Origin of the sequence: Methylobacterium sp. 092160098-2 (genome assembly GCF_028920805.1) — a bacterium.
Taxonomy (GTDB): domain Bacteria; phylum Pseudomonadota; class Alphaproteobacteria; order Rhizobiales; family Beijerinckiaceae; genus Methylobacterium; species Methylobacterium fujisawaense.
Genome location: NZ_JAQPZJ010000001.1, coordinates 1,877,888 through 1,897,121, shown reverse-complemented (window position 1 = coordinate 1,897,121; position 19,234 = coordinate 1,877,888). Strand labels below are relative to the sequence as shown.

Genomic DNA, 19,234 nt, shown 5'->3' with positions numbered 1-19,234 from the left:
ATAGATCCAAAAAACGGATCGATCAACTGCCTGTATCACAGTTTTAAACCAAAAATTTGCAAAATCGTAATATGATTTAACCTAGAGATTTTGGTCGATTGCGGAGGTTGTTGTGAAAATATCGACTTTGATCGTCGCTGTGTCGGGATGTGTCGGTGCGCTGTGCGTGACTGTTACTGCGAAGATGGAAATCGACGAGTACAAATCATACAGCGATAGCGTCAATGCGCTGACGGGTGCTTCCGCGTCGTTGAAGATCCTGGGCGCTTCGACCCGCATCGCGCAGGAACGGGGGCCCACCAACAGCAGTCTCGGCAGTGAGAGACCGGTGCCACGCGCTGTCGAGCAGGCGCTCAGCGAGGCTCGCACCGACACCGATGCGGCCCTACGAGAGGCCAGCCTCGCCGTGTCCACATTGCCGGAGCGATGGGGAGCCAAGGCCGCCGAGGCCGTCTCCGAGACCGTTCGGCGCCTCGCCACCGTGCGGCAGCAGGCCGATGCCGTGACGGCTCATGTTCAGGCACAGCGATCCCAGGACGCGGTGGCGGGGATCGTGAAGGCCTTGATCGCCGTCCCGCCAGTGCTCGACCAGGCGTTGAATGCTGTGGACGATGCCACGATGTCGGCCGATCCGAGCCTGGGCTCCTGGCTGACGATGGCCCGGACCGCGACGGAGCTGCGCGACTTCGCGGGTCAGATCGGATCCGTGTTCACCCCTGCTCTCGTGACCAGGCGGCGTATGACGGACGAGGACATCGGGCAATACAATCGATTGAGCGGCTATGTCGACGCGCAGATGCGGCAGATCCTGCTCGCCCGTGGCAAAATCGGCGACGATGCGGGTGTCGATGAGCTCATAAGGACCATGCGGGCGCAATACATCGAAGGCGGCCAGAAATTGGCCGCCGATCTCGTGGCCCAAAGCTTATCCGGTCAGGCCGCGACCCTGACGGTGCAGGACTTTGCCGCCCGTTATGTCCCGGCCATGAGCGCGATCGTCGAACTTCGCGATCGATTGTTCGTCCGGGCTTTCGACCTGATCAAGGCGCGCATCGCCGCGGCCCGGACGCGCTTCGTCCTCTTCCTGATGGGCGGCGGCGCGGTGCTCGTGATGTGCGGCGGCGTGATCGTGGTTTGCGTCCGGAGGATCTCGATGCCGATCCGCCGCATGGCACAGGTCATGAGCCGGATTTCCGACGGTGACACCAGCCTCGTCGTTCCCGACACGGCCACGAAGAACGAGATCGGCCTGATGGCGGCGGCCGTGCAGGTCTTCAAGGATAATCTGATCCGGAGCCGGCACCTGGAGCTGGAGGCTGCTCAAGCGCGCGCCGCCGCCGAGGCGCAGCGCAAGCGCACCATGCTGGAGCTGGCCGACGAGTTCGAGCGGGCGGTCGGTAGCATCGTCGGCCAAGTCTCATCCTCGGCCACGGACCTGCAGGCCACCGCCCAGGCCATGACCGCCACCGCCACCCAGACGGCCGGCCAGTCCACGACCGTGGCGTCCGCCGCCGAACAGGCCGCGAGCAACGTCAACACCGTGGCGGTCGCCGCCGAGGAGCTGGGCACGTCCGTGCAGGAGATCAGCCGGCAGGTGGACGGCTCTTCCAAGCTCGCGCAAGCGGCGGTGGACGAGTCGGATCAGACGGCGGCTTTGGTGCAGGAGCTGAGCGGGACGGTCGCGCGGATCGGCGACGTGGTCGGGCTGATCTCCTCGATCGCCGGGCAGACCAACCTGCTGGCGCTGAACGCCACGATCGAGGCAGCCCGCGCCGGCGATGCCGGGCGCGGCTTCGCGGTGGTCGCTGCCGAGGTCAAGGAACTCGCCGGGCAGACCGCCCGGGCCACCGAGGAGATCTCAGGCCAGATCACGCGTGTTCAGGGCGTGACGGCCGAGGCGGTCGGTGCCATCGGGGCGATCACGGCGCGGATCCGGGAGATCAACGGCGTGGCGGCCTCGATCGCCGCGGCGGTCGAGGAGCAGGGCGCCGCCACGCAGGAGATCGTGCGCAACGTCGCCCAGGCGGCCACCGGCACGGCCGAGGTGACGAGCAACATCACCGGCGTGGCCGAGGCCTCCGAGGAGACGGGCGCGGCCGCGGCCCAGGTGCTCAGCGCGGCGGACGAGCTGTCGCGCCAGTCCGAGCATCTCGGGGCGGAGGTGGCGCATTTCCTCGCCACCGTCCGAGCCGCCTGAGACTGGCGCGGGCTCCGAGCCCCCTCCCGCTCGCCCGACTGCGTGCAGGCGGCTGGATCGGGTGCGATACGGGGCTCGGCCATCCGAGCGTCATCGCCGACGCCGGTCAGCCTGAGGAATGTGTCACGGCCTAAGCTGCTTCACCTTGAGGCAGAACAAAGCCGCCATGACCGGAACGAACATCCCGCTGGGCTCCAAGGAGGATGAGACCGCCCTCCGATCACGGACGGACGCGCTCGCCGCCGATCTGGTCGTGGCGCGGATCGAGACGCTCCTGCAGCTGTTGCGTCGGAGACGGACCGAGCTGAAGGCCCAGATTGCCAATCTGCAGAGCGTGCAGCCGAGTGCCGAGACCCGGCTGACCGAGCTCACCGCAGCGTTGGTCGGCCAGATGAGCGACAGCGTGGCGCATCTGAACCTGCTCGTCGATCAGGCCGAGCTGTTCGTCCAAGAGCTGACACGCGACGCCCCCTCGGCTTGAGCCCGTGTGAGATCAGCCGATCGCGATCGCCCGAGCCGCGTCGAAGGCGGGATTGGCGAAGCGGGGACCGGCCGGGTTGCACAGGATCCGGGTTCCGCCGGGCCGAACCAGGTCGAGGCTGTGGTGGACATGGCCGTGCATCTACAGAGCCGCGCGGCCGGTATCGGTCAGGGCGGACAGGTCCAAGGTTAAGCTCCCTGCGTTCCAGGTGCCGCGCCAAGCGGGAGCGATGCAGTCCGGATGCGGGGCGTGGTGGGTGACCCCGATGAGCGGCAGCGCCCCATCACCCTCGTCCATGAGCGCGGCCAGCTCGGCGCGGGCGTGACGGTGCAGGGCCGCGGCGTCCCCGACCGTGAGCAGGTGATGGCCGCCGTCATGGGCGACATCGATCGGCTCGCCGGTCGGCGTGTCGGGATCGAGCTGTCCGGCCAACCGACAATCGCTCCGCAGGGTGGTGCCGACGAACCGGCATCCGGCCAGGATCTGAGCGCGGGCGAGAGCCTCGGGCACGATGTCGTGCCAGTGCTCGTGGTTGCCCAGCACGAACACGACGGGCTCGTCGTTGGCGAGGCGGCGCAGGACCCTGAACGTCTGCCGGGGGTCGGCCTCCCACATATCGCCGGCCGCGACCAGCAGGTCGAAGGCGGGCGGCTCGGACCGGAACTGATCCGGATACAGCACCGTCTCGAGGTGCCGGTCGGACAGGATCCAGAGCTTGGCCAAGGGATCTCCCGCGCTCTCAGGGGCGCACGATGCGCACGGCGTCGAAGCCTTCATCGGGACTGGGCGGCTCGAAGCGTTCGGCCACGGCACGCAAAGCGGCCTCGGGAACGATCCTGTCGGCGGAGCGTGCCGCGTTCCGGCCCAGCGCGGTGGCGAGCGGCGTGTCGATCCAGACGGCGGACACCCGGGCACCGTGGCGCCGGGCCGCGTCGATGATCGGCTTGCGGTGCCGGTGACCGGGCAGCGCGGCATCGAAGACGATGGCGTTCGGGTGATCGCGGGCCGCTGCGTGCGCCCAGGTGCTCTTGCCCGCCCCCTGCACGCCGCACACGACGATCACCTGCACGGGCGGCGTCGCCGCGGCGAGGGCGGCATCGAGGGTATCGAAGGCGGCCGCCCAGGCCTGGCGGTTTAGCTCCGGCGTCCAGAGGCGGCCAGCGGGCGTCTCGAGGAACCGATCCGGATCGATGATCACGCGCCCCACGCTCCGAGCCGAACGGGGCACGATCCGCGCACCGGCAACCGCCAGGCGCGGCCGTTCGACAGCGAGCGGCTGCAGGCCTGCCGCAGCTTGGCGACAACGTCCTCGGGCTTGTGCCGCGTCGTTCCCACCTGTTCGTCCTCGTCCTGGTCCGAAAGCCATATCTCAGGGCGGGCCCCTTGAGTGGGGCGGATCAACCGGCGTGTCGTCCAACGGCTGCCCCGGCTCAGGCGAGCGGGAGCACCACGCTGAGGTCGTGGACCTGCCCGACCCGTGTCCAAGGCGGCTGATGGTAGACCTTGTAGCCCCCGTTCCCGTCCGGCAGGAACGTTTCCCCCGAGCGGGGGAGCCAGTCGAGGCTCAGGGCCGCATAGGTCTGCAGGATGGCGCGGAACGGCTTCCGGTGGCGCATGCGGACGTAGCGGCCCGGCCGGAACGCGACGGGTTGGAGCAGCTCGTCCGCGACAGTCAGGCCGCGGTCGACGATCGCGCAATCATGACGGAACACAGCGTCCGGGGTGATCAACGGTGTGTCGTAGGTGATGCCGACCGCCTCCACGTCCGCTGGATCGATCCCGATCGACGCGAGATAGCCGTGAAAGGCCGTCCAGTGCGCCTCGAAGGCCGGGTATGGCCCATGGAACCGCACCGCGCGCAGGGTACAGGCCGGCCGCTCCTCGACCCGGGCCACCTCGCCGCCCGCGATCGGGGCCGCCGGTTTCGCCGGCAGGGCCTGCTGGGCGACCATCCGGTACTGTGACGGCACGGCGCCGAACTGGCGGTGGAAGGCGCGCACGAAGGCTTCGTGACTGGCGTAGCCGGCATTCAACGCGACGTCCGTGATGGGCTGGCGGCTCATCTGCAGGTTCATGGCGGCGCGGTCGAGGCGCGTCCGGCGCATGTAGGCGGAAGGCGTCTCACCCATCACGGCCTGGAACAGGCGCTGGAAGTGAAACAGGCTGAGCCCGACATGGCGCGCGATGTCGGAGAGGCCGATCTTCTCAGCCGGGCTACGCTCGATGAGCCGTATTGCGCGGGCGATCCTGGGGTCGTCCAGCATCGTCGGCGGCGGCCGTTTGGGTGAGCTGCTCGGGCGGTGGGCGATCCGCGGATCCCGGGTGAGAAGATCTCGCTCCCAGGAGATCTGGTCGTTCAGGTCCTCGGCCACAATCCCTCCATGCGAAGCCGGATCGCAAGTTTGATCAAGTCAAGTCGGTGCGTCGCAGCTAGGCTGCAGGAAGAGTCGTGCGAGAGCTGTAAAAGCTTGTGGGGTCTGCGGCAATGCTTGTGCAGGCCGCCGCTCACTGCGCACGGCGCCTTCGAGACTTTGGGGGGGCGAGGATGATTCATCGACGGGCCGTATGCCGCTCTGCGGTTGCTGCAAGCATTCTGATCGCCGCCTGCGCCCCGATCGGTCGAGCGGCTGCGGATCCGGGCAACGGGCCCGTCCCGCAGGCGGGTCCGGGCGTGCCGGTCCCACCAGCCGGTGACAGCGGGGCGCGCCCGCCGGGGCCGAGCGGGTCGCCCGAGAGTCCCTGCGCCGCGGTCGAGCGCGTCGCCCGCCGGTACCTGCCCGATCCCGAAGACCGCGCCCCTCACCGTGTCGCCCTACGCCGAGAGGTGCAGCGGGCGCTCGACGCGTGCCGTGGGGGCGGGGCCGGCGCGTCCGGCAGATCGTGAGCGCCGGAACCGTCGGGGCGGCTGCCCTGCGCGAGGCCTGCGCGGGTCAGGAGCCCGCGGAGTGGCCGAGGGTCGCTCCCGGCACCGGCGCAGACTCAGACGGCTGCAGATATTTGCACTATAGATTGCGGAAACACATTATAATAATACAGTAAAATTCAATAAAAGTAAATATTGATATAATGATCATTGATTGTTTTCAAAGACAAAATACGAAGCGTCGCAGCTTCGTCATCATATAAAATTATTGCTGCGCCTTAGGCGGGGGAATTTTATCTTGGGACAGCGCAAGGTCCGCATCGGTGTTGCCGCTCTGGCGGCGCTGTCCGCCGAGTCCTGGATCCTGCCGGCAGGCGCGGCCGACTACTCGATCTCGGGCGGGAACACGTACACCGACACCGAGACGTTGGCGGGCACGGATCGACTCTCGATCGAACCCGGCGGCAAGCTCTCCGTCAACAAGAAGGCGGCGATCAACTGGAACGATGCGTCCAGCGATCTGAAAATCTTCAATGCCGGCACGATCGAATCGACCAAGGCCGGCGGCCGGGCGATCGACGCGACGGGCAGTGACAATACCCGCACTCTGACGCTGGAGAACAAGACGAACGCGCGTATCAAATCCGACAGCGACGCGTTCCGGATCAACGTCAACCCGAACCGGCACGGTGACGCTCGCCAGGAGCAACGGCTCGAGCGGCACGCTCACCATCGGCGCAAGAGCGGGTCAGGCGGCGGTCGCCGCCGGCACCGTGCAGGCCAGTGAGGTGCATTTCGGTGCCGGCACCGGCGCCCTGGTGTTCAACCATACCGGCAACCCGGACGGCACGGCCGTCACCTTCGCGCCGACGATCACCGGCCGGGGCCGCGTCGATCACCTCGCCGGCCTTACGATCCTGATCGACGCCAACACCTACACGGGCACCACGACCCTCTCCGGCGGAACGCTCAGCGTAGCAAACGCCCATGCGCTCGGCTCCTCGGCGACCACCGTTTCGGCTGGCGCCACCCTCGACGTCAACGGCGTGACCCTCGGCAATGCCCTGACGCTCGCCGGCTCCGGAGCCGGCGGGGTCGGCGCGCTCACCGGTACCAGCACGGCCGGTGTTTCCGGCGCGATCACGCTGGCAGGCAACATCGCGCTCGGCGGCACCGGCAACCTGACCGTCTCGGGCAGCATCGGAGACGGCGGCAACCGCTCCAGCCTGACCAAGATCGGCACCGGCACCGCGATCCTCACCGCCGCCAACACCTATGGCGGCGGCACCACGGTTGCGGCCGGTACCCTCGCCCTCGGCGGTGCCGGCACTCTCGGCAGCGCCCTGGCCACCACCACGATCACGGGCGCCACCAGCGTGCTCGACCTCGGCGGCACCCGCCAGACCCAGGCCGCCGTCAGCCTCGGCCAGGGCGCGACCCTGCAGAACGGCGCGCTCACCGCCCCGGTCACCGCTGCGGGCGGCACAGTCGCGCGCATCTCCGGCCCCGCCACGCTCACCACGACCGACGGCACCACCGTCTCGACGGCCAACACCTACACGGGCGCCACCACGATCGGCGACGGATCGGTCCTGAAGGCGGGCGGCGTGGGCGGCTTCTCGGCGGCCTCCCCCCATACCCTGGCAGGCACCGGCACCCTCGACCTCGCGGGCGCCGCCAACACCGTCGGCGCACTGGTCAGCGCCTCGCCGGCGACGGTTGTGACAAGCAGCGCGGGCGGCCCGGCCGTCCTGACGGTGGCCGGCCTGAGCGCCGGCAGCTTCTCCGGCACGATCCGGGACGGCGCCGGTCCGCTTGGCCTGACTTTGGCGGGCGACACCCTCACGCTCACCGGCGCCAACACCTACACGGGCGCCACCACGATCGGCCGCGGCGCCACCCTGCGGCTCGGCGATGGCGGCACCGCCGGCGCGATCGCGGCGACCGCCGGGGTCGTCAACGACGGCGCCCTGGTGTTCGACCGGGCCGACGCCGTGAGCTTTGCCCCCGCGATCTCCGGATCGGGCAGCCTCACGCAGGCGGGAGGCGGCACCACCGTGCTCACCGGCCGCAACACCTATACGGGCGCCACGACGATCCGTGGCGGCACCCTGCAGATCGACGGCGTGCTCGCCGCCTCGGAGGTGACGGTGAAGAGCGGCGGCACGCTGGCCGGCTCGGGCAAGATCGGCGACCCGCTGATCGAGGCCGGCGGTCGGCTGGCGCCGGGCAGCGCCACGGCGATCGGCACCCCGTCGATCACCGGCCCGCTGACCTTCGCGCCGGGCTCGTTCTACACGGTCAAGGTGACGTCCACCGCCAACGACCGCACCGCGGTGACCGGCCCGGTCACGATCCAGGGCGGCACCGTGCAGGTGCTGGCGGGCGCCGGCACCTACACGCCGGCCCTGCGCTACACGCTGCTCACCGCCTCCGGCGGCGTCACCGGCCAGTTCAGCAGCCTGCAGACAACGAGCAATCTCGCCTTCCTGACGCCGTCGCTGGCCTACGACGGCCACAGCGTGTCGCTGGGCTTCGCTCAGACGGCGCCGCTCACCAGCGTGGCCACCACGCTCAACCAGGGCAACCTCGCCCAGGCCCTGAACGGCGCCGGGCCGACCGTGACCACAACGGCCACCACCGGCAGCGCGCCCGCCACCGCGGCGACGAGCGTGCCGGCCTTTGGCACGGTCACGACCACGGTGAGCACCGCGGGTAGCACCACCACGGTGGTGGCAAGCCCGGCCGCGCAGGTGGTGACCGCCGTGCTCAACCAAACGGCGCCCGGCGCGGTGCGGGCGCTCAACAGCCTGTCGGGCGAGATCCATGCCTCGGCAGTGACCGCGCGGGCGCAGGCCGCCCTCACCGTGCAGGGGGCGCTGCTTGAGCACCTGCGCTTCGGCGCCGGCCCGGCCAGCGGCCTCGGCCTGACCGGCACCATCGGCCAGCGCCTCGCGCCCGGCACGACCCTGCCGGCCGGCTCCGCCGCCTTCGCCACGGACGAGCCCGCCACCGGTGTGGTGACGGTCCAGCCGCTGACGCCGGGCTACGGCCTCTGGGGTCAAGCCTTCGGGGCGTTCGGCGCCACCGAGGGCACGCGCAACGTGGCGCGGCTCAGCCGGGAGACCGGCGGCTTCGTACTCGGCGCCGAGACCGGCCCGGGCGTGCTCGGGGACGGGATGGGCGACTGGCGCGCGGGCGTCGCGGCCGGCTACGCCTTCACGCAGTTCGACGTGCGTGCCCGCCAGTCCTCCGGGCAGATCGAAAGTGGCTTCGGCGCCGCCTACGCCAGCGGCGCGCTCGGCGCCGTACGGGTGCGGCTCGGGGTTGTGTACGGCAGCGACGCACTCGACACCCACCGGACGGTGTTGTTTCCGGGTTTTTCGCAGGCGATCACGGGCCGGGCCGGGGGCACGACGCTGCAGAGCTTCAGCGAGGTCGGCTACCGGATGGGCGGAGCGGCGCGCTCCGTCGAGCCGTTCGTGGGCGTCGCGACGCTGCGGCTGCACCAGGACGGCTTGACCGAAACGGGCGGTTCGGCGGCGCTGGCGGTGTTCGGCCGGAGCTACGGGGTGGAGACAGTCACGGCGGGAGCGCAGGCGCAGGCGATTGTGGCGGACCTGTTCGGAGGCGCAGGTCCGCTCGTGGCGCGGGGCCTGATCGGCTACCGGCGGGCATTCGGGACTGTGGCGCCGGCAGCGCTGCTGGCGTTCCGGGGTGGGGGCACAGCGTTCCGCACGGGGGGTGGGCCGCTGGCCGAGGACGCGGCGGTGGTGTCGGCTGGGCTGGACTGGGAAACAGCGCCGGGCGCGCGGCTGGGCTTGGCCTATGACGGCCAGATCGGGCGGCGGGCGCAGGACCATGCCGTCAAGGGCAGCCTCTCCTACCGATGGTGAGCCGGCCGGGCCCGGGCTGCGCCTATGGGCGACCTGTCGAGGGCCGACGGGACTTAAGAGCACGCGGCACCGCGCGCGCTGTCACAACTCCGTACCGACACACCAAAACGCGTTCCCCCACAGCCGTCACCCCAAGCCGACGTTGTCCTGTCCGACTGCATGTTCGAAAGACGACCGTTTCCCGACCTTTGGGCGAGCCCTCGTCGAGCCGCTGGAGACGCATCCGTGTGCGTCGGAGTAACGCGTCGGGTTTTCCATGTTCAGAGAATCGCGCCTACCGGACCTTCCCGACCTGCGCGCCGGGGATGCTCCCACCGCCACCCAGGCTCGGATCGTCAACGGATGAGAGCCCTACCGGGCGACCTCAAGAGCAGCCTGCCGGAACTCGCTCGGCGTCATGCCGTGATGCGCTTTGAAGCGGCGGGAGAAGTGGGCCTGGCTGGAGAAGCCACAGCTATACGCGACTGCGCCGATCTGCAGATGGCCATGCTCGATCTTGCTCAGCTGATGCCCGGCCCTCAGAAGACGGCGCTCCCAGATGTAGTCGGACACGTGCCTGCCACGCTCATGAAACATCTCCTGTAGCCGGCGCAGCGAGACGCCGACAGCCGCGGCGAGTTCCGGAGGTCCGAAGTCGGGGTCACCCAGATTGGCCTCGACATAGGTCTTGGCGCGCTGAACCGTGACTGTTTCATGCAAGGGGCGAGACACCTCCTGTGCCAAGCGCTCGGCGATGCTGGCCGCGATCAGGTCGATGCCGATGGCCGACATGCGGTCTGCCACGGCCGGCGTGAGGCTATCACTGACACGCATCAGCTCAGTGAGGAAGCCTGTCGCCAAGGCGGTGCTGCCGAGGTCTGCACCGATGGTCAGCCCGCTGTAGAGCCGAGCTGGACCGAGGACAGACTCGAGCCGCTCGCGGGGGATGTGGAGGGTGAGCATCTGGCTGCCCGAGCTGTATTCCTGCGCCGCCGGACGACAGTCGAGCACCATGAGATCGCCGGGCCGTTGCACCGAGGTCCTGTCGGATTGACCGGTCTTTGCAATTCCTGCCTGCCGGAAGAATATTCCGACAGCATTCTCCTGGCCATGATTCCTGACCAGGTCGGGCGTCGCCTCAGCGCGTAAAGCGCCATGGGAGGTGCGTATCGCTTCGATCGAGCCGACGGTAGCAACTTCTATCTTGGCATCGAATGGATCGTCGGTCAGGCGCTTCTGCTCGGCCGGCACGCGCATGTCGGACATGGCATCGCGCCAGCTTCTAAATCTGTCGCGAGGATGAAATTTCTCCGTTGAAAATAGTGTCCGCATGTATTTTTGTCTATATTTAAATATACCATCACTAGTAATGCATGAATTCTCGACGAACTCTGATGCAATGTGGCTTATGATATGGAAATGGCGTAATGTCAAAATCTAACAAATCTCAGCCAAAAATAAATCTAAGAGTGAGTTATTGGCAGATATACCTTCTATATGATCGCTGAGGTTGTGAGGCGGTCAGTCAGTATTTGTAGAAACTAAAAACTGTTATTAAGCGCTAAAATTGATTTCCATTAGGTGTGAAATGTCAGAAAATACAATCTAATTGTACGATAGACGCTGAGCTGACCAGTATTATTGACCAGGCTGATTGAGAGGCGGCTGCAGGGCCGGGGCCATGGGAAGCCGGAAGGCCAGATCCGGGACGGTGACAGGCGCAGGTGGTCGGTAGCCCGAGGACGAATGCGGCCGGACGCGGTTGTCGGTATCCCGCCACCGCCTGCCGGCGTCGTTCGCAACCCGCACGCTTCATAAAATATACTGTTGGCCGCAATAATTTATGCACGGTCGCAAAATCAAATTCTAACCACCCCAATGCGCAAAAAGTTTTGGAAATTTTTTACTTGGTCAATGCGCGTTGTCGGAAGGATTGCCGTGAAACCCGCGCCTGACCCAATTTATGACGGGCGCCAGCAATTCATCGGTTTGCGTGATGGGTATCAAAAACAAAGGGGACAGCAGGACAGCGGTTACCCAAGTCGGAGCGGACTGGTTCACGACATACACCAGCAGTACTGAAGCGGCGGCAGCGGACACGACGAGCCAGATTCTTATAAAGCCTTTGATCATACGCATTGAACAAGCTCCTTGGCGCGCGCAGGATTTTCGATTGTCCTGCTGAAGATAGAGGAATATAAAAATATCTGGCCGAACGGGCGTAGGGCGAAGGGCTCGTCTGGCTTCCAAAAACTTACATCCCACCGCATTCCCGCCATCCACTAGCGGTTATGGCATCAACTCATAAATTGATTTTGACCGACTTAAAGTGACAGATCACACGCTCGGGTTATGATTAATTTTTATCTTCTTCATTCGATAAACAATAGCTCTTTTAGAGATTCGACGGCGAGATGGGGTGTCTCGTAATTTCAGTCTTAGATGCGCATCTATGCAATAGACCTGCTCTTCATTGGCACGCCGAGCATGATATTTATAGATATATCTGATCACATCCTGTATCGCCAGGATGATAAAATAGATTGAGATCCCCGATAAGCCTTAAATCGTTCGTCCCGTCGCAAGGCCGCATCGAACAATCGCGGTCATTCCGGGATCGACCTGCCTTGAACCTGCCTTGAAGGAGCGCTGGCGCTGCGGGGCGCCTGCGCGGGCCGTTTCGCGCTTGAAGGACCCGGACATTCTGTAGACCGACCCACCGCGTCGTCTCATATCGGCGCCGGACCGTGTCCATAAAACGAGGGCTCCTCCGACGCGTGCCAGACAGGCAGGCTGGATCACCCCAATCCGGCCGCCATGCTGTCGGGGGATCGTGTCGGCTCGTCAGACCTCGGAAGAGCGGTCTCGCTTACGATCGATCGGGCAGGGGGGATGTCCAATCCAGCGCGATGCGCTCCTGGTGCCGAGCGCACGACTGTCGACCCCTGCTGCCACAGCTCGAATGTCTGCGTCCTCGACCGTCCGCGCGGTAGCAGACCGCCACGAGACCACTCCTTTTAGACAGTCGCACGGCCAGGCGGATCGCGCTCACACGCACGGGCGCCGACGGCAGCCCTGGTGCCGGCCGCCCCTGCGCGCAGAGCGAAGCACGCCCACAGCACCACGCCCAAAGCCGCCTGCGACGCCGCCTGCTTCGTTCCGCGCGCAAGAACCGGAATGCTGCAACGGATCCCGTTCCGCCGGCTTGGTGAGGGGAGGGGCACGCCCGGCCCGACCCGAGAGACGCGCCGCATGGACGACACCGCCATCAAGCCCTCCCGGCGCCACGCCGATCTCGGTCCCGCCTTCTTCGATCCGGTCACCCCGGCCCGTTTCCCGCAGACGATCCTGCGCTACCGCAATCAGGCCTGGGCGGAGCGGGTGGGCCTCGGCGGCCTTTCCGAGGCGGCGTGGATCGCCCATTTCGGCCGGTTCGAGCCGCTGCCCGGCAGCTTCGAGACGCCCCTGGCCCTGCGCTACCACGGCCATCAGTTCCGCTCCTACAATCCGGAGCTCGGCGACGGCCGCGGCTTCCTGTTCGCGCAGCTGCACGACCTCGAGGACGGGCGGCTGCTCGACCTCGGCACCAAGGGCAGCGGCACCACGCCCTGGTCCCGCGGCGCCGATGGACGGCTCACCCTCAAGGGCGGCGTGCGCGAGGTGCTGGCCACCGCGCTCCTGGAGGCACAGGGCGTCTACACCTCGAAGAGCTTCAGCCTGATCGAGACCGGCGAGGACCTCGTGCGCGGCGACGAGCCCTCGCCGGCCCGCTCCTCCGTGCTGGTGCGCCTCTCGCACGGGCATATCCGGATCGGCAGCTTCCAGCGCGTCCTGGCGCTCGGCGAACCGGACAACGTCGCCCGGCTCCTCGACCACACGATCGAGACCCACAGGCCGGACCTCTGGCGGGCCGGCCTGGAGGATCGCGGCGTCGCCTTCCTGGAGGATGTGGTGGTCAAAGTCGCCCGGATGGGCGCGCAATGGGCGGCGGCCGGCTTCGTCCATGGCGTGCTCAACAGCGACAACATCAACGTCACCGGCGAAAGCTTCGATTACGGGCCCTGGCGCTTCCTGCCGCATTTCGACCGGGACTTCACCGCGGCCTATTTCGACGAGACCGGGCTCTACAGCTTCGGCCGTCAGCCCGAGGCGCTGTTCTGGAATCTCGCCCGGCTCGCCGACTGCCTGCTGACGCTGGCCCCCCAGGCGCGCCTCGAAGCCGCCCTTTCCGGCTTCGGCCCGGCCCTGCAGGCGGCCTTCGCCGAAGCCCTGTTCCGCCGCCTCGGCCTCGCCGCGGCGCCGCAGCCGGAGACCGACCGGCTGGTCTCGGCGGTCTGGCGCTTCCTCGCCGAGACGCAGGCGCCCTTCGAGCGGTTCTTCTTCGACTGGTACGGGGGGCTCGCGAGCGCCGGGCGGGCGGAGGCGGGACCGGCCGCCGCGCAGTACCGGTCCGAGGCCTTCACGGCCGTGCGGGCCGCGCTGGAACCGCTGGCGCCCGCACCGGGCGCGCGGCTCGACCATCCTTACTTCGCGGAGGCGCCCTGCACGCTCCTGATCGACGAGGTGGAGGCGTTGTGGGCGCCGATCGCCGCGGCGGATGACTGGTCCCTGTTCGCGGCGAAGCTCGCCGGGGTGGCCCGGATGGCCGAGGCCTGCGGAACGGCGCCCGCCTCGGCCTGAGCGGCCTCTTCCTCGGCGAGCCGCCGGCGCTCCTCGGCGTAGCCCCCCGCGATGGCGAGATCGACCAGGCGCCGGGTCAGCCGGAAGGCCAGCCAGAACAGAGCGAGGCAGAGCAGGGTCGCTGCGGCGGCTTTGAGCGGATCCAAGGGCCTCCTCCGGTGATGCCTCCTGACGCGTGAGGACTGATAGAGCCGTAGGCGGCCCGGGCGCAATTGGACTTGACGCCGAGACAGGCGTCCGGTCCTTCCTCGAAGCTGCGGGTTCGCCGGCTCTCTCCGAACGCGCACCATCCCGGAGTGGGACCGGCGTGTGGGGATCTTCCCGTACCTGTACTGGAAATCCGCCAGCGCGGCGCTCCGTCCGGCGGCCTTCGCGGATCTGGACCGTGTGACCCTTCACGACCTCTCAGGCCGACCAGCGGGTCACGCCGAGACAGGGACAAAATCGCTTCCTTATGTCCAACACGAGGGGCGATCTGAGATACGGATGGAATTAATCGAACGGCAATTCATAATAATATATGCAATACATCTTGCTTTAATAATATTATCGCGATGCTTTTGTTCTATTGTCGCAATGCGTTCGCTTTATTTGGGCGGTATCTATCGTCATTGACCGCGCGCAAATTATCCCTTATGGAAATTGACCGTGTAGGAACTGTATTGGCCGTTCGGCCTTCGCCCTGAAACACGAATGCAACCGTTCTTCTCGACCGATGATGTTCATCCCAAGGCCGCGTTCCGGCGTTGGCGGGAGATGGTTTGTGAACGCTTGGTACCCGTCGCGTTGCAGACCGATGACGCCGGCCACTTCCGTGGCAAGCTCGAGGTCACCGATATCGGCGGGGTGCCGATCTCGCACTTCGCCCACACAAGCCTGCGGACGGAAGCGACAGCCGACATGGTCCGGCGGAACGGTCGGCACAGTCGCGTCTATGCCATTCTGAGGCTTTCCGGGAACGCCAGCTACCAACAAGGCGACCAGGAGGCGAAGACCCGGCCCGGCGATCTCGTCGTCCTCAATGCGCGTCCGGCCGTCTGCATGACGGAGCCGAGCAGTTCGCTGGTGCTCGATCTGCCGCGCGAGCGCCTGGAAACCGTTCTGGGCCCGTCCCGGCTGTTCAGTGCCCTCACAGTCGGCGCGGATCTCGCCTCCGCGACCCTGGCGAGCACCTATTTCCGAGATCTTGTCCGGCTGGGTGACCGGCTCGCCCCCGACGCGGCCGCGCGCATGGCGTCGATCGGGATCGACCTGATCGTGGCGAGCCTCGCGGAGCGTCTCGCGCAGAATGTGCCGCGCTCCACCCACGGCACCGTCACGGTCCAGCGCGCCATGGCCTATATCGAGGCGAACCTGAGCGATCAGACCCTCGACCCGCCACAGCTCGCCGCCGCGGTCGGCGTGTCGCTGCGCCGCCTTCAGGAATTGTTCCACGAGCGTGGCCGGCACATCTCAGACTACATCTGGGAGCGCCGCCTGGAGCTCGCGGCCAAGCGCCTGACCGATCCCGCCTGCGCCCATCTGCCGATCGGCATGCTGGCTTACGGAAGCGGCTTCGCCAGCCAGGCCCACTTCGCCCGACGCTTCAAGGAGCGGCATGGCCTGACGCCGACGGAGTTCCGGCTGGCATCCCGGCAGAACACGCCCGATGCGCGGCCCAGGGGGCGGCCGGCGCGCATTCCGGGGCTGGATTGACCGCGAGGGCGCCGGCGCGTCCCTGGGTCGCGTTCCGAAACGTCGGCAGACCGTGTTGACCGAGGGCGGTCGGCGACCCCGGCGCCGGAAGCCGGATCGTGCTATGGCCGCCCGCGACCGGACCACGCGATCCGGCAACCGGATGCCCCTCGATCAGGCGGATGCCCTTGCGCGAGACCTTCCACATCGAAGTCCTCGGACCGGAACCGGACGAGATCCAGACGCGGATCTCCGTGCGGGTCGGCAGTCTGGAGAGCGCGCAGGAGCGGGCTCTGCGCCTGTTCGCCCGCGCCCGGGTGCCGCAGCGGTCGGGGGAGCCGGCCGAGGCCGTCCGGGTGATCGACGGTGCCGGCCGCGAGGTGTTCTATCGCACGCGCTTCGACGCGGGGGATTGAGGCGCGAGGAATCCGTCGATGCGCACAGCCCTGATCCTGCCGCTCCTGCTCCTCGCCGCCTGCGCGCTGTTCCTGCGCAGCTACACCCTGCCGCCGGCCCCCGACCGCCGGGGCGGCACCACGCTCCTGCTGACCTGGCCGAACCGCCCGGCCTTCGGCAGCCCCCGGGCCGATTGCCTCGCCGGGCCCGCGGACGGGCCGGTCCTGCCCTGCCTGATCGCCTCCGTCGCCCGGGCGCGCGACGATGGGTACACGCTGCTGCAACTGCCGTTCTGCGCGGCCTGCTACGACCTGTCCGGGCGGATCGCCGTCATGGGCGGCGACGCGGCGGCGACGCGGGCACGGCTGGTGCAGATCGCCCGCTTCGGATGGTGACACGCGCCCGGGCGACGCGCTCCCGGGCGCGCTCCAGGGTCCGGGCGACCGGGAACAGGGGATCGCGCCCCGCCTCGACCAGGAGATGGGCGATCGGCCGGCGCTCCGTCCAGAAGGTGGTGCCGAGGGCGAAGCCCGGCGGCGCGCAGGAATCGATCCGGTCGATCGGCCAGTCGCCCGCGGCCAGGGCCTCGGTCAGCCGGTGGACGAGCTGGACGCCCGGCGCGGTCTCCGGTCGGGTCTCGTCGTTGGCGATCTTCAGCACCCAGGCCTCCCGGCCGGTGACCGGCAGGATCAGGGAGGCCAGAAGTTGCTCCCCCCGGCGCAGGCGGGCGATGCGCACGCCATCCGCCGCGCCGAGATCGGCCAGGGCGGCGCGCAGGAAGGCGATCTCCGCCGGCCGCTGCGCCAGGCTCGTCCCGGCCTGCCCCTTCCAGCCGGCGGTCTCGAGGGCGACGTGGGCGTCCAGGGCCGGGCCGAGGGCTTCGGGCGCGGCGAGGATCTCGAAGGTCACGGGCCCCGCCGCCTCCAGGCGCGCGCGGGCGCGGCGCAGCTTGCGGCGGCGTTGACCGGAGAGGTGCCCGAGATAGCCGCTCCGCGCCTCCGGCCCGAACCCGCTCAGATCGAGCAGGCCGCGGTCATGCGGCCAGTAGGCGGCCCGGCGTCCGCCCTGCGCGGTGAGGAGGTCCGGCAGGGGGCCGTCGGCGGGGGCGTTCGGCAGGAGGAGCCGCGGCGGCAGGCCGAGCATGCCCGGCGCGGCGAGCAGCCCCGCGAGTCCGGCCTGTGGATCGGCGCCGTCGAGGAGCGGCGCGCCGAACGGGGCGTAGCCGTGGGTCCAGCCCATGAGCAGCGGCAGCGGCAGGCCCCAGCGCCGCCGCGACAGCCGGAACGGCCAGACGGCGACGAGCCGGGCCCCCGGCGCCTCCGGCGGCCGGTCGGCGACGAGGAGGAGCCGGACGCCCGCCCCGAAGGCGTCGCGGGCAGCCAGGGCGTAGCCGGCCTCGTAGAACGGGTTTCGGATGAGGGACGCCGCGCCCAGCGCCCGCCAGGCCGGGATCCAGGGGGCTCGGGGATCGAGGGGCCGGACCGCTGCCACGAACCCCCCCGGTAGCGCGGCGATGTCTGCCATGGCGGGACCGTCAGGCCGCGAGCCGGTGGCGGATCGCGCCGGCGAAGCCGAGCACGTCGTAGCGCCATGCCGTCATGCCGGCGGCGACGGCGAGCAGGACCAGGCGCAGGGCCTGCCCCGGCGGCATCAGCCCGCCCGGGACCAGGGCGATGCCGGCATTCACCGCGCCGCAGGCGAGCGCGATCCCGGCGATCCCCGCCATGTCGGCGAGGGGCAGCGGCATCGTCGTTCCGGCCCGGCGGGCGCCCAGCACCAGCACGAGGCAGGCCGCGCTCTGGCCGCCCGCGAAGGCGAGGGCCGCCCCGGCGGCACCGAACCGCGGGATCAGCAGGAGCGACAGGGCGGCGACCGCGGCGAGGGTCGCGAAGGCGGCGGCGGCCTCCAGGCCGCTGGAGCGGGTGAAGTAGATCACCTGCCCGAAATAATAGGCGCGGAACATCATCAGGATGGAGGCCAGGATCAGGACCGGCGCGAGCTCCCGCGCCTCCGCCCGGTAGGCGGGCCCGAGCAGCACCGCCACGACCAGATCGTCGAAGCACAGGAAGAACACCGCCCCGAAGGCGGCGACCAGCGTCATGGCCCGGGCGGCGTCGCGCAGCACCCCGGAGGCCGCCGCCATCCCGCCCGCCCGCGCCTCGCGCTTGGCGATGGAGATCAGCGACAGGGCGATCGCCTCGCCGAACACGATGAAGCTCTGCTTCAGGAAGTCGGCCAGCGCCCCGTAGGCGCCGAGCCCCGCTGGCCCCACCGTCTTGGCGATGATCAGCCGGTCGAGGCTCTGGGCGAGCGCCGCCGTCCCGAAGGACAGGACCAGCGGCCAGCCATAGGCGAAGAGCCGCAGGGCCTCGGCCCGGCTGCCGCGGCCGGGCATCATCGGCGCGATCGTGGCGGCGGCGGGGAGCGAGGCCAGGACGTTGGCGGCCGCCACCGCGAAGGCGAGATGCAGCGGATCCTGCGAGAGATGCAGCGCGAGGCTGCCGAGGGCGAGGATCAGGACGGCCCGGCTCATCACCGAGGCTGCCACCGCCCCGGCCCGGAGGCGCGTCCGGGCGATCTCGGTGGAGCCCTCGAACAGGGTGCTCCCGAAGGCGAGCGCCAGGATCGCGGCCGCCATCCGCGCCGACATCAGCCCGAGGCCGGCGGCCAGCGCGCTCCCGAGCCCCGCGAGCAGCAGCGTGCCGCCCAGGATCCGCACCACGGTGCCGACCTGCGCGGGCTCGCGCGCCTCGTCGTAGAGGGCGAAGAACGCGAATTTCGGCCACTGGCAGGTCGCCCCGTAGAGCACCAGCGACCAGGACAGGACGTAGAGGTAGGTGCCGTAGCTCTCCACCGGCGCGAGCCGCGTGAACACCGCCACGGAGGCCATGTTCAGGGCTGCCGCGAAGCCCCGGGAGCCGACATAGATCAGGCTGTGTCGGGCGATCATGTCCTAGAACCGGTCACACGCACCACGACCTCGCACCACGCTGGGACAGACCGGCTTCGTGGCGGGACGTAACGCAGGGACGGCGGGCATGACAGCCCGGGCCGTGCAGGCGGCGTGC

Annotated in this window: 16 protein-coding genes; 8 read left to right on the top strand and 8 right to left on the bottom strand. The window is 68.5% G+C overall.

The features are described 5' to 3' along the window. The first annotated feature begins 112 nt into the window (after positions 1–112). Together PQI07_RS08995 and PQI07_RS08990 are read left to right on the top strand one after the other, a co-directional pair. Positions 113–2,197 (top strand): methyl-accepting chemotaxis protein, encoded by a 2,085-nt coding sequence (locus PQI07_RS08995; protein ID WP_274926480.1) that lies wholly within the window; start codon positions 113–115, stop codon positions 2,195–2,197. Between the two features lie 166 nt (positions 2,198–2,363). Then, positions 2,364–2,678 (top strand): hypothetical protein, encoded by a 315-nt coding sequence (locus tag PQI07_RS08990; protein WP_274926479.1) that lies wholly within the window; start codon positions 2,364–2,366, stop codon positions 2,676–2,678. 12 nt (positions 2,679–2,690) lie between these two features. Here PQI07_RS08990 and PQI07_RS08985 read toward each other — a convergent pair whose 3' ends face one another. From PQI07_RS08985 to PQI07_RS08970, 4 genes are all read right to left on the bottom strand, one after another. Further along, a complete protein-coding gene (locus PQI07_RS08985) occupies positions 2,691–2,819 on the bottom strand; it encodes a hypothetical protein (RefSeq protein WP_257787388.1) in 129 nt (42 codons plus the stop codon). Next, the gene (locus PQI07_RS08980) at positions 2,820–3,401 is read right to left on the bottom strand and encodes a metallophosphoesterase (RefSeq protein ID WP_274926478.1); all 582 of its coding nucleotides are present in this window, start codon (positions 3,399–3,401) and stop codon (positions 2,820–2,822) included. A gap of 16 nt (positions 3,402–3,417) precedes the next feature. Further along, positions 3,418–3,876, bottom strand: coding sequence for an AAA family ATPase (locus PQI07_RS08975; RefSeq protein WP_274926477.1), 459 nt, complete (start codon positions 3,874–3,876; stop codon positions 3,418–3,420). Positions 3,877–4,108: 232 nt separating this feature from the next. Next, positions 4,109–5,050: an AraC family transcriptional regulator gene (locus PQI07_RS08970; RefSeq protein ID WP_274926476.1), complete on the bottom strand. Its 942-nt coding sequence runs from the start codon at positions 5,048–5,050 to the stop codon at positions 4,109–4,111. Positions 5,051–5,839: 789 nt separating this feature from the next. On the opposite strand from PQI07_RS08970, the gene PQI07_RS08965 reads away from it, so the two are divergent. After that, positions 5,840–6,328: a hypothetical protein gene (locus PQI07_RS08965; RefSeq protein WP_274926475.1), complete on the top strand. Its 489-nt coding sequence runs from the start codon at positions 5,840–5,842 to the stop codon at positions 6,326–6,328. Then, the gene (locus tag PQI07_RS08960; RefSeq protein ID WP_274926474.1) at positions 6,231–9,437 is read left to right on the top strand and encodes an autotransporter outer membrane beta-barrel domain-containing protein; all 3,207 of its coding nucleotides are present in this window, start codon (positions 6,231–6,233) and stop codon (positions 9,435–9,437) included. The genes PQI07_RS08965 and PQI07_RS08960 overlap by 98 nt, the downstream gene beginning before the upstream one ends. 351 nt (positions 9,438–9,788) lie before the next feature. On the opposite strand, the gene PQI07_RS08955 is transcribed toward PQI07_RS08960, so the two are convergent. Together PQI07_RS08955 and PQI07_RS08950 are read right to left on the bottom strand one after the other, a co-directional pair. Continuing rightward, a complete protein-coding gene (locus PQI07_RS08955) occupies positions 9,789–10,748 on the bottom strand; it encodes a helix-turn-helix domain-containing protein (RefSeq protein WP_043345703.1) in 960 nt (319 codons plus the stop codon). A 579-nt stretch (positions 10,749–11,327) separates the two neighbouring features. Next, entirely contained in the window at positions 11,328–11,555 is a 228-nt protein-coding gene (locus tag PQI07_RS08950) for a hypothetical protein (RefSeq protein ID WP_274926473.1), read from the bottom strand. A 1,113-nt stretch (positions 11,556–12,668) separates the two neighbouring features. On the opposite strand from PQI07_RS08950, the gene PQI07_RS08945 reads away from it, so the two are divergent. The 4 genes from PQI07_RS08945 (at position 12,669) to PQI07_RS08930 (ending at position 16,561) form a co-directional block, all read left to right on the top strand. Next, positions 12,669–14,096, top strand: coding sequence for a protein adenylyltransferase SelO (locus tag PQI07_RS08945; protein WP_274926472.1), 1,428 nt, complete (start codon positions 12,669–12,671; stop codon positions 14,094–14,096). Between the two features lie 693 nt (positions 14,097–14,789). Continuing rightward, entirely contained in the window at positions 14,790–15,791 is a 1,002-nt protein-coding gene (locus PQI07_RS08940) for a helix-turn-helix domain-containing protein (RefSeq protein ID WP_091994767.1), read from the top strand. 167 nt (positions 15,792–15,958) lie between these two features. Next, a complete protein-coding gene (locus tag PQI07_RS08935; RefSeq protein WP_020091174.1) occupies positions 15,959–16,186 on the top strand; it encodes a hypothetical protein in 228 nt (75 codons plus the stop codon). An 18-nt stretch (positions 16,187–16,204) separates the two neighbouring features. Further along, the gene (locus tag PQI07_RS08930) at positions 16,205–16,561 is read left to right on the top strand and encodes a hypothetical protein (RefSeq protein ID WP_043379198.1); all 357 of its coding nucleotides are present in this window, start codon (positions 16,205–16,207) and stop codon (positions 16,559–16,561) included. Here PQI07_RS08930 and PQI07_RS08925 read toward each other — a convergent pair. Together PQI07_RS08925 and PQI07_RS08920 are read right to left on the bottom strand one after the other, a co-directional pair. Then, complete coding sequence (locus tag PQI07_RS08925; RefSeq protein WP_274926471.1) at positions 16,497–17,690, bottom strand: GNAT family N-acetyltransferase; 1,194 nt, start codon at positions 17,688–17,690, stop codon at positions 16,497–16,499. The two genes, PQI07_RS08930 and PQI07_RS08925, sit on opposite strands and share 65 nt — an antisense overlap. Before the next feature lie 10 nt (positions 17,691–17,700). Beyond that, positions 17,701–19,116, bottom strand: a complete 1,416-nt coding sequence (locus PQI07_RS08920) for a lipopolysaccharide biosynthesis protein (protein WP_053609334.1) — start codon at positions 19,114–19,116, stop codon at positions 17,701–17,703. Between the last annotated feature and the right edge of the window lie 118 nt (positions 19,117–19,234).